The following is a 12,703-nucleotide window of genomic DNA, read 5'->3' on the forward strand; positions in this document are numbered from 1 at the left end:
CTGGCGGGTGCCCGGCGCCCGCCGACCGACCCGATGTTGCTGGTATAAATGCGGGGGTCAGAGTCCATTTCCGCCCCGCGAATTGGAACTTTGACCCCGGATTTGATCCGGTCCTTTGGTCGCCGGGGACTGATCCGAGATCTTGTGGCCGGACCGCGAAGCGGCCCGACTGAGGGAGGCGCGGCGACTGGCCGGCGGGCTGGCCTGTCCGAACTGGAGCGCGCATCCCGCAGACAGGCCGCGGTACTTCGCAGGTCGCTCAGCTCCGTGCAGGCGTTGCGGCCGGAGCAGGGGGCTGCGACGCCGCCGGTGCGCTCCAGCCGCAGCTGCGGCCTTCGTTCTGCTGCTCGAGCCAGGTCTGCAGCGGCGCGAAGTATTCGAGCACGGGCGCTGCGTCCATCGTCTCGCCGCCGGTCAGTTCCTTGAGCGTCTGCTGCCAGGGCTGGCTGTTGCCCTTTTCGAGCATGGCCCAGAACTTCTCGCCGGCCGCCTTGTTGCCGTAGAAGCTGCACTCGTACAGCGGGCCGGTGTGCCCCGATGCATCGCACAGCGCCTTGTAGAACTGGAACTGCAGCACGTGCGAGAGGAAGTAGCGCGTGTAGGGCGTGTTGCCCGGCACGTGGTACTTGGCGCCGGCATCGAAGAAGTCCTCGCCGCGCGGCGTCGCCGGTGCCACGCCCTGATACTGCGCCTTGAGCGACCACCATGCGGCGTTGTAGTTGTCGGGCGTGATCGAGCCGTCGAACACGCCCCAGCGCCAACGGTCGATCATCAGCCCGAACGGCAGGAACGACACCTTCGCCAGCGCCATGCGCATCTGCGAGTTGACCAGCGATTCCTGCGACTGCCGCTGTTCGCCGACCAGACCGATCGACTGCAGGTACTTGGGCGTCATCGCCAGCACGATCGTGTCGCCGATCGCTTCGTGGAAGCCGTCGTGGGCACCGCTCTGGAACAGCGGCGGGCGGCCGTTGTAGGCGAGGTAGTAGTAGACGTGACCGAGCTCGTGGTAGATCGTCGTGAAGTCTTCCTCGTTCGGCTTGGTGCACATCTTGGTGCGCACGTCCGGCTGGCCGTCGATCTTGCCGCCCATGTCCCAGGCGCTGGCATGGCAGACCACGTCGCGGTCGCGCGGCTTGATGAACTGCGTCTTGGCCCAGTAGCTGTCGGGCAGCTTGGGCATGCCGAGCGAGACGTAGAAGTCCTGCGCGCGCTCGTTCATGCGCTTGGCGTTGTCGACCTGGGCGGCGTGGGCGATGTCGGCGCGGCGGTCGGAATCGATCAGCGCGTTCTCCTTGACCATCCGCTCGTTGAGCAGCGCCTGGTAGTTCTTCTCCAGCGCACCGGTGATGTCGAGATCGCCGGCGTCGGGGTAGGGCTGCAGCACGTCCCAGAGGTTGCCCCAGTCCTGTTGCCACATGTTGCCCAGCAGGTGTGCCGGCAGCAGGCCGCCGTCGACCGTGCCGCGACCCGGATACCGGGCTTCCAGCCGGCCGCGCGCGTAGCAGTGCAGCTGTTCGTACAGCGGCTTGACCTGGCCCCAGAGGCGGTCGGTCTCGGCGGCCAGTTCGGCCGGCGGCATGTCGTAACCCGAGCGCCAGGCCTCGCCGGCATCGGCGAAGCCCAGGTCGCGCGCGCCTTCGTTGACCAGTTCGACGAAGCGCGTGTAGTCGCCGCGCATCGGCTGGGCGATCGTGTGCCAGCCCTGCCAGGCGTCGAGCTGCGCATCGTAGTCGCGGCTGTTGCGCAGCACGTCCTCGAGCTGGCCGAGCTGGCGGCAGCTGCGCGCCTCGCCTTCGCCGGTGCAGTACTGGCCGGCGCCGTAGGTGCCTTCCATCTTCGAGGCGATCTTCGTCAGCTCCGCAAGGTGTTCGGGATTGCGCGGCGGCGGCATCGAAGCGCCGAGTTTGAGCAGGTTGATGGCGCGTGCGGTCTCGGGCGACATCTGCTGGCCTTCGAACTTGCGCGACTGCTCGATCCAGCTGTTGAGCTGGGCGAGGTAGCGCTCGTTGTACTTGGCCGCCAGCAGTTGGCTGTCGTCGTTGATGTAGGTCGCCGACAGCCATTGTGAGGCGGTCAGTTCCGGCATCAGCGTGCGCATCTCGTCGTTCACGCGTGCGATGAACTGGTCGGCCGTCTCGCCCTCGGGCGCCGTGGATGCAGCCGGCGTCGTGGCCTCGGGCGAGGGGGAGCGGTTACAGCCGGCGAGCGTCAGGCTCGCGGCGACCGCGACCGCGACCGCGAGGGCGAGCAGGGCATGGCGATGGGTCACGACGGCATCCGGTGTACAGAAGGAACCGGGAGGCTAGTGCGCCGGTTGCGGGGCCGCAAGTCAGGCGGCACGGCCGGCAACGCGGTGTGGCGGCGTAGCCGCAGGCCTATTCAGCCCGAAACGGGCGCCGGTAACAGGCCGCGTGCGGCCAGCCACGCGCGCGCATCCTCGGCGTCGCGCTCGAACCAGGCCTGGGCCGAGCCCAGCCGGAAGGTGTAACCCCACGCGTCCATATCGGCCATCAAGCGTGCGCTGCCGACGCCGGGCAGCGCCTGGGCGAGCAGGATCTGCAGATAGCAGGCCGCATCCTCCTCCTCGACCGAATCGGTGGCGTCGGTATGCACCGTCGCGCGGCGCTCGGACGGCAGCACGATCAAGTGGCAGGCCTCGTGCAACAACGAGTGCACCGGCGTGTCGTCGCGCGCATGCACGTCGCAGCCGATGATGCCCGCCTCGCTCTCGCCCCAGTAGCTGCCGGGAATCGGCAGCCCCGGGGCGATGCGATGCAGCCGCAGCCCATGGCCCCGCAACAGGGCGGTCGGGGCCTCGAAGCCGATGTTGGCCAGACGCAGCACGGGCGCGGCGGCGGCGTGCGGCGCCGCAGTGGACGTCGCCGAGCCGACTGAGGGCGAGGGCATGTCGGCTCAGGCCGGCGTGATGCGCTCGTCGGGCAGGGCGACCGAGATGTCGAGCACGTCGTTGTCGCCGTCCTTGACCAGGTCCACCTTGACCGCCTCGACGTCGATGCTGACGTACTTGCGGATCACCTCGAGCAATTCGCGCTGCAGCAGTGGCAGATAGTCGGGGGCGTCGCGGTTGGTCCGCTCCTGGGCGACGATGATCCGCAGGCGATCCTTGGCGATCGTCGCAGTGTTCTTCTTGGGCTTGAGGAAATCGAACAAGGCCATCATCAACCTCCGAACAGCTTGCTGAAGAAGCCCTTCTTCTCCGTGGTGGTGAAGCGCAGCGGGCGCTCCTGGCCGAGCAGTCGCGCGACCGCGTCGTCGTAGGCCTGGCCGGCAATCGACTGGGCGTCGAGGATCACCGGCTCGCCCTTGTTGGACGCGTTGAGCACGTCGCCCGATTCGGGGATCACCCCGATGGTCTTGAGCCCCAGCACCTCTTCGACGTCGGCGATCGACAGCATCTCGCCGCTTTCCACCCGGACCGGGCTGTAGCGGGTCAGCAGCAGGTGTTCCTGCACGCGCTCGCCCGACTCGGCGCGCCGGGTCTTGGACTGGAGCAGGCCGATGACGCGATCGGAGTCGCGCACCGAGGAGACCTCGGGGTTGACCACCACGATCGCGCGGTCAGCGAAGTACATCGCGAGGAAGGCGCCTTTCTCGATGCCGGCCGGCGAGTCGCAGATCACGAAGTCGAAGCCGTCGTCGGCGAGCTCCTTGAGCACCCGTTCCACGCCCTCCTTGGTCAGCGCGTCCTTGTCGCGGGTCTGCGAGGCGGCGAGCACATAGAGGTTGTCGAAACGCTTGTCCTTGATCATCGCCTGCTTGAGCGAGGCCTCGCCCTGGACGACGTTGACCAGGTCGTACACCACGCGGCGCTCGCAGCCCATGATCAGGTCGAGATTGCGCAGGCCGACGTCGAAGTCGACGACCGCGGTGCGCTTGCCCTGCCGGGCCAGGCCGCTGGCGATGCTGGCGCTGGTGGTGGTCTTGCCGACCCCGCCCTTGCCCGATGTGACTACGATGATTTCAGCCAAAACACGTCTCCTGGGGTGTGCCGCCGTCACTCGAGTGCGGCGATCTTCAGTTCTTCATGCTCCAGCCAGACCTGGACGGCCTTGCCGTGGAGTTCTCGTGGGATATCTTCCAGCACCTTGTACTGCCCCGCCACGGCCACCAGTTCGGCATGGAAGCTGCGGCAGAAGATGCGGGCATTGCGGTTGCCCTGGGCGCCGGCCAGTGCGCGACCGCGCAGCGGGCCGTAGATGTGGATCGAACCGTCGGCGATGACCTCGGCGCCGGCACCGACCTGCGACATCACCGTCAGGTCGCGGTTGCGGGCGTAGACCTGCTGGCCCGAGCGCACCGCCGAGGTCTGCATCAGGCCCGGTTCGGCGGCCGCCTGGGGCGGTGCAGGCGCAGGCGCCGGCGCCGGCGCCGCAGGGGCGGGCGCTGCGCGCGCAGGCGCCGGGGCGGGCACGGCAGCTGCGTCCGCGTTCTCGTACTGGGCGCGGAACTTCGACAGCAGCGGCAGGCCGAGCGCCTGCGCGAGCAGGGCGTTGTCGCTGCTGCCCCAGGCCAGTGCGACCGGCAGCGCGCCGGCCTCGCGCAGCGCGTCGATCAGTGCCTGTGCGGTCGCCGGGTCCGGGGTCGCGGGCAGGCCGCCGAAGTCGAGGATCACCGCCGCCCGCTCGAACAGCTTGGGCGCGCGGGTCACGCGGCTGCGCATCTCCTCGCCCAGCCGGGCGACGTCGAGCGTGCGGATGCGCAGGTTGGCGATGCCGACCTGGCCGATCTTCAGTTCGCCGGCCGGTTCGAAATCGGCTGCCGGCGCGGGCGCGGGCTGGCCGGCCATCAGGCTGCCGCCCCTGCGCGGGCGGGTAACTGCCTGGGCCTGAGCCAGGCGGTGTCGGGCAGCCGGCCACCGTAGGTGTCGCGCACCCACGGGTAGCTGCACATGTCCTTGACCAGCATCGAGGCGCGCAGATCGGTGCCGGGCATGACGTGCTGGCCGACCTCGCGGAAGCCGAAACCGCCGTGGAACAGACGGACCGGATCGTTGTCGTGCTCGACGAACACCTCGCAGGTCAACAGCGGGTAGCGGACCTCGGCGTAGCTCTGCACGTCGGCATAGAACGCCCGCCCGACGCCGCCGCCGCGGCGACGGCTGGCGACCACGATGCGGTCGATGTAGAAGAATTCGGGATAGTGCGCGCCGAACCAGGCGTAGTTGCTGCTGTCGTGGCCGCTGCCCGAGCCGAAGCCGATCAAAAAGCCCACCATGGCCTCGTCGCGCTCGGCGACGCGGAAGTACTCGGCGGTGTCGTGCAGACGGCGGAGGCGGGCGGCATCCAGCGGCAGGATCGACGGGCCAGCGGCATTGTTGAGTTCGAGGATGGAATCCAGCTCGTGCGCATGCACGTCGCGGACGACGATCGACATTCCAGACTCCATGTGAGACGACGACAGACACACGAATCGACCGCAGGCGGCAATTTTGGCCGCAATGCGTCGCAAGGGCGGATTATTGCATGCCCGCTGCGCGCGGGCGAGGCATGGCACGGGCGCCGGCATGACTTCAGGCCCTCTGCGCGAGGTCCGGTGCGCGCCTACCATGGCGCATGATCCGTGCCCTGAACCACAACCGCCTGCTGCGCGTCGCCGGCCTGTTCACCTGGGCGGTGATCGGCCTGCCGTTGCTGATGCTGTCGCTGGCGCCGGCCGACCAACTGGTCGAGGGCGGGTCGCGGCTCTGGCTCGACAGTTGGCGCTCCTGGCTGGCCTGGGCGGTCTTTGGCACCAGCTACGCCTGGCTCACGCGCGGCCTGGGCGAGCGCCGCATCGGCGTCTTCGATCGGCTGCTGGTGCTGGTGCTGGCCGGCAGTGCGATCGCGATCAGCTACTACAGCCAGAGTGGCCTGGGCAGCATCCTGCTGATGGTCGTCGCCTGCGTGCTGCCGTGGCTGTTGCCGCTGTGGGTCGGGGTGGCGCTGCTGGTGGCCTGCGAGTTCGTGATCGTGCCGGTCTATGTGCGCGGCTTCGACTTCACCTGGGCCGAGGCGGTGCTGCAGGCCGCGCTGTACGTGGGCTTCACCGGCTTTGCGTTCGTGACCGGCCTGGTCGCGCGGCAACAGGCGCAGGCCCGGGAGGAGCAGCGCCGGCTCAACGCCGAGCTGCGCGCGACCCGTGCGCTGCTCGCCGAGAGTGTGCGCGTCAACGAGCGCACACGCATCTCGCGCGAGCTGCACGATCTGCTGGGCCACCACCTGACGGCGCTGAGCCTGAACCTGGAGATTGCCAGCCATCTGGCCAGCGGCCAGGCGCAGGAACACGTCGGCCAGGCGCAGACGCTGGCCAAGCTACTGCTCAGCGACGTGCGCGAGGCGGTCAGCCAACTGCGCGACGACGATGCCATCGACATGCGCGCCACGCTGCTGCCGCTGGCCGAGAACGTGCCGAGCCTGCGGATCGACATGCAGATGCCGCAACAGTTCCTGGTCGACGATCCTGAGCGCGCGCACGTGCTGCTGCGCTGCACCCAGGAGATCATCACCAATGCCGTGCGCCATTCGGGCGCCAGTCTGCTGCGCCTGCGCTACGTGCAGGACGCCGGCGCGATCCGGCTCGATGCCCGCGACGACGGCCGCGGCGCCGACGTCGCCCGCGCCGGCAACGGCCTGACCGGCATGCGCGAGCGGCTGGCCGCCTATGGCGGCGCCCTGCAGGTCGAGACCGCGCCGGGCAGCGGCTTCGTGCTGCACCTGGAATTGCCGCTGGCGGACGACGCCCGCCTGCGCGATGCTGCACCCCGCACGGCTGCGGCCCCGCCGCCGTGAGCCCGCATCCGTTGGGAGGCCCCATGATCCGAGTCTGCCTGGTCGACGACCAGACCCTAGTCCGCCAGGGCATCCGCTCGCTGCTCGCGCTCGACGGCGGCATCGAGGTCGTCGGCGAGGCCGCCGATGGCCGCCAGGCGGTCGACCTGATCCCCGGCCTCAAACCCGACGTGGTGCTGATGGACATGCGCATGCCGGCGATGTCCGGACTCGAGGCGCTGCAGTCGCTGGCGCGCGCCGACGCGCTGCCGCCGACGATCATCCTGACCACCTTCGATGACGACCAACTGGTACTGGCCGGCCTGAAGGCCGGCGCCAAGGGCTACCTGCTCAAGGACGTGTCGCTCGAGCAACTGGTCGGTGCGATCCGCACGGTCGCCGACGGCGGTTCGCTGGTGCAGCCGGCCGTGACCCAGCGCCTGCTGACCGGCCTGGAGCAGATGCGCAACGAGTTCGTCAGCCTCGACCGGCCCGATCCGCTGACCGACCGGGAGACCGAGATCCTGCGGCTGATGGCCGGCGGCTTCTCCAACAAGGAGATCGCCAACTCGCTGGGCGTGGCCGAGGGCACGATCAAGAATCACGTGTCCAACATTCTGTCCAAGCTGGGCGTGCGCGACCGCACCCGGGCCGTGCTCAAGGCCTTCGAGCTGCAACTGGTCTGAGCGGAGGCGGGGGCCATCACGCCGGCGGCGGCGTGGGGCGTCAAACGCCGGCCCGGCGGCGCCTGGACGACACCGGTGTCGTGCGCTGCCTGCCGCGCCGCGCATGGCAGCTGCTGAGCCCGGCGCGAAGCCGCGCTTACGACCGTCGATTCACTCGCAACATCGCTCGCCCGCGGCAATACAATCTTGCTACGATTGCCGGTCTGTGCCGCCTCAGGCCGGAATTGGTCCTGGAGAACCCTGAATGACCCGTCTGCTCGAACTGCTGATCTCTTGCGTCATCGTTGCCGTGCTGTTCCTGGTGGTGGCCGTGCTGCTCCCGTCCAGCCGCACGTTGACCGAATCTGTCGAGACCAACCGTCGGCAGTCGATCGTGTTCGACACGATCAATAGCGTCCGTCGCTTCAAGGACTGGTCGCCGATCCCGCGTTACGACCCCGCCGTCCAGCTCAAGCTCTCCGGCCCGGATGCCGGCGTCGGCGCCCGCGTCGACTACACCTCCAAGGACAAGCGCATCGGCCAGGGCCACTGGGAGATCACCGAGTCCGACGCCGACAAGCGCGTGGTCTACGCGGTCGAGAACCCGCAGCGCGGCGACAACAAGAAGATGACCTTCACGTTGAAGCCCACCGGCCGCAACAACCGCAACATCGAGATCACCCAGACCTACAACGTCGATTACGGCTGGGATCTGCTCGGTCGCTTTGCCGGCCTGTACGTCAGCCGCAACGTCGGCGACGACATGAAGCTGGGGCTGGGCCAGATGAGCAACCTGCTGGCCGCCGTGCCCAACGTCGATTACCGGGTCGAAGGCAGCTCGCTGTCGGATCTGGCGGCGGTCAACCGTCCGGCCGAGAACCTGCTGGTCGTCAGCGCCGGCGCGGTGGAGCGCAACAACCAGGTCATCCAGGATTCGATGAAGGCCAACCTGGAGTGGATCAACCGCACGATCGCGGCCAACGATCTGGAAGCCGCCGGCCCGCTGCGCATCATCACCACCGAACTGGGCCGCGAGACCTATACCTTCGACATCGCGCTGCCGGTCCGCGCCAAGGGCACCGGCCCGGCCGCGCCCGCCGCTGCCGCCGAGGGTGAAGGCGAAGGCGAGGCTGACGCACAGGTCGCCGCAGCACCGGAGGCCCCGGCCACCGACGCCGCCGAGCTGTCCGATCTCGAGCTGCTGGGCCCGGTGAAGTACGTGCACCTGCCGCGCGGCCGCGTCGCCAAGGCCAACTACAAGGGCTTCATGGCCGAGCTGGACAACGTCCGCAACGCCGTGCGCGCCTGGGCGCTGACCCAGGGCTACGAAGTCACCGATCGTCCGTACGAGTCCTACCGCAACGGTATCGAGTCCGCGTTCACCGAGAACGGCGAGTTCGAAGTCTTCTGGACCTTGCGCCAGCAGCCGTAAGCGGCGGTCTTCGTACCGCGACACAGGATCACGCGCACGCCGCATCCATTGGATGCGGCGTGTTGCGTTGGGAAACCGGGCATCGTCACGGTGCCCCAGGACAGGGGGGAGTGTCTTGCGCAGATACGAAGGAAATGCATCGGGCCTGGCCGCGGCTGGGGCACTGCTGGCCGGGGTGGCCGTCGCACTGGCGGCCTATGCCAGCCACGGGATGGAAGGCGATGCGCGCGCGGCGCTGCAGTCGGCCGCGGTGTTCGCGTTCGGTCACGGCGTCGCCCTGGCCGCGCTGTCGCGGGGCCTGTGCGATCCGATGGCGAAACTGGCCTTGCTGGCGCTGCTGGGCGGCACCTTGCTGTTCGCAGGTGCCGTCGTCTCGCGCCATCTGCTCGGTGGCCCGTCGGCGTTCGCGCCCTGGGGCGGCGGGCTGACGATGTTCGGGTGGCTGCTCTACGCGATCTCGGCATTGCGCACACCGCGACGCTGAGGCCGCGCCGCCGCCTTCGAGCGGCTCAGCCGTGGCGCCAGTGCCACGGCTCGTAGACGATGCCGTGGGGATTGCCCTGCGGGTAGCTCATCGCAAAGCCGTGGTCACCGGCATGGTGCGTCAGCCAGGCAAATGCCGGCGTCGCCTCGAACGAGGTCTCCGCGCTGGGCTCGCCAGGCGTGCCGATGTCGAGCGCGCGGCCCGAATGGTGCTCGCTGTAGCCGGGGGCGGCGTTGACCTCGAGGATGGTGTCCACGTCGAGGCCGCGGGCGCGCTTGCGCTCGAAGATGCCAAGCTGGTAGTCGTGGCTGCGGTAGCCGGAAATTGCCTCCAGCACGATGCCGTCGCCTCGCGCGGCCTCGCGCATCCGCGCCCAGGCGCGAGCGGCCGTGGCTTGGAGCCACAGCGGCCGGCGGTAGCGGTCCACGCCGGCGAAGGCCAGCCAGGCAGGCTCGGGCACCAGCGACAGGCCGGTGCGGGCCGCGTAGGCCTGCGCCTCGATGCCCAGGCCGTCGAGCCGCCCCTGCAGCCGCGCGACCGGCAGCGTGTCGGCCGGGGTGGACGGGATCGCGGACGGGGACGTGTCGAGCAGGCCAAGTGCCGCATCGAGCCCGGGGCTGCGACGCCACTCGGGCAGCAGCGGCATCAGCCCTTCGGGCAGCAGCGCGGCCAGATAGCGGCCGTCGCGTTTGCGCCGCAGCACCCACGACGCGCGCACCAGCACGCGGGCATCGCGATTGGCGCGCGCACGCAGCAAGGTGGCTGGCCACAGTTCGATGTCCGGGGTGTTGACCAGAAGGGCGGCGGGCGGTCGACGCATCGCCCCAGCTTACCGGCCGGGCGCCGGCCACGCACGACGCCCGCGGGCAGTGGCGTTCACAGCACCGTGTGTGGCATCAGCAGCGGCATCAGCACGTGCAGCACCAGATCGGCCGTGAAGTGCGCCACGATCGCCATCTCCAGGCCGCGCTTCCAGTACAGCCAGCCGAACGCGATGCCGGCGAGCGCGTTGAGCAGCACTGTGCGCGCGACCACCCCGGCATCGAGCTCCCAGACGGCGGCGGCCGCCGGCAGGTGACCGGCGCCGAACAGCAGCGCCGCGCCCAGGATCGCGATCCACGCTGCGGCGGGCGGCAAGCCGCCGTCATACCCGCGGCCGCGTCGCAGCAGCCAGGTGACAGCCCAGGCCAGCAGGGTCATCAGAAACAGCCGCAGTTGCAGTTCCTCGACGATGCCGCCGTAGAACGAGGCGAGCAGCCCGTATGCCGCGCTGCGCGCGCCGTCGATGTCCTGCATCGCGACCTTGGCCGGCGGCAGCAGCAGCGGGTCGAGCAGGGCGGACAAGGCCAGCACGACCACCGCTGCGGCAGCGCCCAGGCCGGCGGCGCGCCAGGGCTGCAGCGGCGCCAGTCGCGCCTGACCATGGCGGTTGAGCCAGCGTTGCAGCAGCGGTGCGCCCAGCCCGACGCGATGCCCCATGCGCAATCCGGCCCACGCCAACAGTGCCGCGAGCACGAACATCTGCATCGCCTGGATCGCGATCAGTGCCGGCAGCGACACCGGCAACGCCTCGATCTGCCCGGGGGCGAGCTGCATCAGGTACGGGAACACCGCGACCGTCGACAGCGCCGCGGCCGCGGCAAGCGCGACCGCCACGCGCAGGTCCTGACGGACGCGGGGCGCTGCGGCGGCGCTCACGTCCGGCGCTTCAGGAACAACATCATCGGTTGCCACGGTGCAGCTTGCACGACATCGACCAGCTCCCAGCCCTGCTGGCCGAGCGCCTGCAGTTCGGCTTCGACCGTCTCGGTCTTGAGGCCGAACATGCCCGGCTTGATCTCCTGCACTTTGTACTGCCAGCGCTCACTCATGCGAATCTCCCTTGGATGGGGTGCGATCGGGCTGCCCGGGGGCCGGCAGCCGGCCGGACCGGCGCAGCGCGTCGCGCAATACGTATTCGATCTGCGCGTTCACGCTGCGCAGTTCATCATCGGCCCAGCGCTGCACTGCGGCCAGCACCGTGGCATCGATCCGCAGCGGATAGGCCTTGCGGGCGCTCACCCGCGCCCGCCACGCGCGCGCCGCTTGCTGTGGGCAACGGTGTAGACGAAGGCGATCGCCAGCCCGTTGACCACGAGCACCATGACCACCGCCAGGATCGACAATCGGCGGTCGTCGTCGCCCCACAGTGCGATACCGGCCGCGGTGGCCAGCGTGGCCACGCCGACCATGCGCATCAGGCGCGCCAGCCGGCTGTCGAGCAACGCCTTGTCGCGGACCGTCATGCGGCTGTGGCCGGCCAGCGGCAGACGGCCGTCGCCGAGCCAGCGCGCGAACACGAACGCCGGCAGCGCGAAGACCGCGAACACCAGCGCGACGACATGATGGGCCGCCATCAGTACAGCGAGCCGGCGTTGACCACCGGCTGGGTGCCGCGGTCGGCGCACAGCACGACCAGCAGGTTGCTGACCATTGCCGCGCGCCGCTCCTCGTCGAGTTGGACCACGCCGCTCTTCTGCAGCTCCGACAGCGCCATTTCGACCATGCCCACCGCGCCGGCGACGATCCGCGTGCGCGCCGCGATCACCGCGTTGGCCTGCTGGCGCTGCAGCATCGCGTGGGCGATCTCCGGCGCGTAGGCCAGGTGGCTGATCCGCGCTTCGAGCACCTCCACGCCTGCCGCCGCCAGGCGCTCGTCGAGATGTTCCTTGAGCCGGTCGGAGATCTCGACCGGGTGGCTGCGCAGCGAGATCTGCCCGTCCTCGTGCTGGTCGTAGGGATAGCTGGTGGCCATCGCGCGCAACGCGGCTTCGGACTGGATGTGCACGAAGCTCTCGTAGTTGTCGACGTTGAACACCGCTTCGGCCGAGTCGACCACGCGCCAGACGATCACCGCCGCGATCTCGATCGGGCTGCCGTCGAGCTCGTTGACCTTCAGCCGACCGCTCTCGAAGTTGCGCACGCGCAAGGACACCTTCTTCTTGGTCAGGAACGGGTTGTTCCAGCGCAGCCCGTTGTCCTTGGCGGTGCCGACATAGCGGCCGAACAGGCTCAGCACGGCGGCCTGGTTGGGCTCGACCATGTACAGGCCGAGCGCGCAGAACGCGATCAGTAGCGCGGCCACCACCGCAAGCACGGGTAGGGCGCCGCCGGTGTTGAGCATCATCCAGGCGCAGGCGGCGATCGCGACCAGTTGCAGGCCCACCACCGGGATGCCGGGGAAGGAGCGGATCGGATTCTCTTTCATGCGGCATCTCCCAAGAGTTCGCCAAGTGATATCGATGCGATATCATTCTGTCAAGCGGCGCTCACATGCGCCTGCCTGCCGCCGCGGCACGATGCGGATGCCCCC

Annotated in this window: 16 protein-coding genes; 4 read left to right on the plus strand and 12 right to left on the minus strand. The window is 69.2% G+C overall.

Going from position 1 to position 12,703, the window contains the following annotated elements; genetic code table 11:
* Positions 1–259: 259 nt before the first annotated feature.
* From ABE487_RS11685 to ABE487_RS11710, 6 genes are all read right to left on the minus strand, one after another.
* A complete protein-coding gene (locus ABE487_RS11685; RefSeq protein WP_346452663.1) occupies positions 260–2,272 on the minus strand; it encodes a M2 family metallopeptidase in 2,013 nt (670 codons plus the stop codon).
* A 110-nt stretch (positions 2,273–2,382) separates the two neighbouring features.
* Entirely contained in the window at positions 2,383–2,910 is a 528-nt protein-coding gene (locus tag ABE487_RS11690; protein ID WP_346452664.1) for a hypothetical protein, read from the minus strand.
* Between the two features lie 6 nt (positions 2,911–2,916).
* Positions 2,917–3,180, minus strand: a complete 264-nt coding sequence (gene minE, locus ABE487_RS11695; protein WP_346444989.1) for a cell division topological specificity factor MinE — start codon at positions 3,178–3,180, stop codon at positions 2,917–2,919.
* A 2-nt stretch (positions 3,181–3,182) separates the two neighbouring features.
* The gene (minD, locus tag ABE487_RS11700; RefSeq protein ID WP_346444987.1) at positions 3,183–3,992 is read right to left on the minus strand and encodes a septum site-determining protein MinD; all 810 of its coding nucleotides are present in this window, start codon (positions 3,990–3,992) and stop codon (positions 3,183–3,185) included.
* Between the two features lie 26 nt (positions 3,993–4,018).
* On the minus strand, positions 4,019–4,810 hold the full coding sequence (minC, locus tag ABE487_RS11705; protein WP_346452665.1) for a septum site-determining protein MinC: 792 nt from the start codon (positions 4,808–4,810) through the stop codon (positions 4,019–4,021).
* Positions 4,810–5,397 carry a GNAT family N-acetyltransferase gene (locus ABE487_RS11710; protein WP_346444984.1) on the minus strand — a complete coding sequence of 196 codons (588 nt, stop codon included), beginning with the start codon at positions 5,395–5,397 and terminating at the stop codon, positions 4,810–4,812. Before ABE487_RS11710 ends, minC begins: the two co-directional genes overlap by 1 nt.
* Positions 5,398–5,576: 179 nt before the next feature.
* On the opposite strand from ABE487_RS11710, the gene ABE487_RS11715 reads away from it, so the two are divergent.
* The 4 genes from ABE487_RS11715 (at position 5,577) to ABE487_RS11730 (ending at position 9,351) form a co-directional block, all read left to right on the plus strand.
* Positions 5,577–6,791, plus strand: a complete 1,215-nt coding sequence (locus tag ABE487_RS11715; protein WP_346444982.1) for a histidine kinase — start codon at positions 5,577–5,579, stop codon at positions 6,789–6,791.
* A 23-nt stretch (positions 6,792–6,814) separates the two neighbouring features.
* Entirely contained in the window at positions 6,815–7,456 is a 642-nt protein-coding gene (locus tag ABE487_RS11720; protein ID WP_337246030.1) for a response regulator transcription factor, read from the plus strand.
* A gap of 244 nt (positions 7,457–7,700) precedes the next feature.
* The gene (locus ABE487_RS11725) at positions 7,701–8,867 is read left to right on the plus strand and encodes an SRPBCC family protein (protein ID WP_346444980.1); all 1,167 of its coding nucleotides are present in this window, start codon (positions 7,701–7,703) and stop codon (positions 8,865–8,867) included.
* 115 nt (positions 8,868–8,982) lie between these two features.
* Positions 8,983–9,351, plus strand: a complete 369-nt coding sequence (locus ABE487_RS11730) for a DUF423 domain-containing protein (RefSeq protein WP_346444978.1) — start codon at positions 8,983–8,985, stop codon at positions 9,349–9,351.
* 25 nt (positions 9,352–9,376) lie between these two features.
* On the opposite strand, the gene ABE487_RS11735 is transcribed toward ABE487_RS11730, so the two are convergent.
* The 6 genes from ABE487_RS11735 to ABE487_RS11760 are packed head-to-tail and all read right to left on the minus strand — an operon-like array spanning position 9,377 to position 12,598.
* Positions 9,377–10,171: a M15 family metallopeptidase gene (locus ABE487_RS11735; protein WP_346444976.1), complete on the minus strand. Its 795-nt coding sequence runs from the start codon at positions 10,169–10,171 to the stop codon at positions 9,377–9,379.
* Between the two features lie 56 nt (positions 10,172–10,227).
* Positions 10,228–11,049: a CPBP family intramembrane glutamic endopeptidase gene (locus ABE487_RS11740; RefSeq protein ID WP_346452666.1), complete on the minus strand. Its 822-nt coding sequence runs from the start codon at positions 11,047–11,049 to the stop codon at positions 10,228–10,230.
* Positions 11,046–11,222, minus strand: a complete 177-nt coding sequence (locus ABE487_RS11745; RefSeq protein ID WP_346444973.1) for a DUF4177 domain-containing protein — start codon at positions 11,220–11,222, stop codon at positions 11,046–11,048. Before ABE487_RS11745 ends, ABE487_RS11740 begins: the two co-directional genes overlap by 4 nt.
* Positions 11,215–11,412: an Arc family DNA binding domain-containing protein gene (locus ABE487_RS11750; protein WP_346452667.1), complete on the minus strand. Its 198-nt coding sequence runs from the start codon at positions 11,410–11,412 to the stop codon at positions 11,215–11,217. Before ABE487_RS11750 ends, ABE487_RS11745 begins: the two co-directional genes overlap by 8 nt.
* On the minus strand, positions 11,409–11,747 hold the full coding sequence (locus ABE487_RS11755; RefSeq protein WP_346452668.1) for a hypothetical protein: 339 nt from the start codon (positions 11,745–11,747) through the stop codon (positions 11,409–11,411). The genes ABE487_RS11750 and ABE487_RS11755 overlap by 4 nt, the downstream gene beginning before the upstream one ends.
* Entirely contained in the window at positions 11,747–12,598 is an 852-nt protein-coding gene (locus ABE487_RS11760; protein ID WP_346452669.1) for an SPFH domain-containing protein, read from the minus strand. The genes ABE487_RS11755 and ABE487_RS11760 overlap by 1 nt, the downstream gene beginning before the upstream one ends.
* Positions 12,599–12,703 lie beyond the last annotated feature (105 nt).

Source organism: Luteimonas sp. TWI596 (assembly GCF_039674105.1).
In the GTDB taxonomy this organism is placed as follows: domain Bacteria; phylum Pseudomonadota; class Gammaproteobacteria; order Xanthomonadales; family Xanthomonadaceae; genus Luteimonas.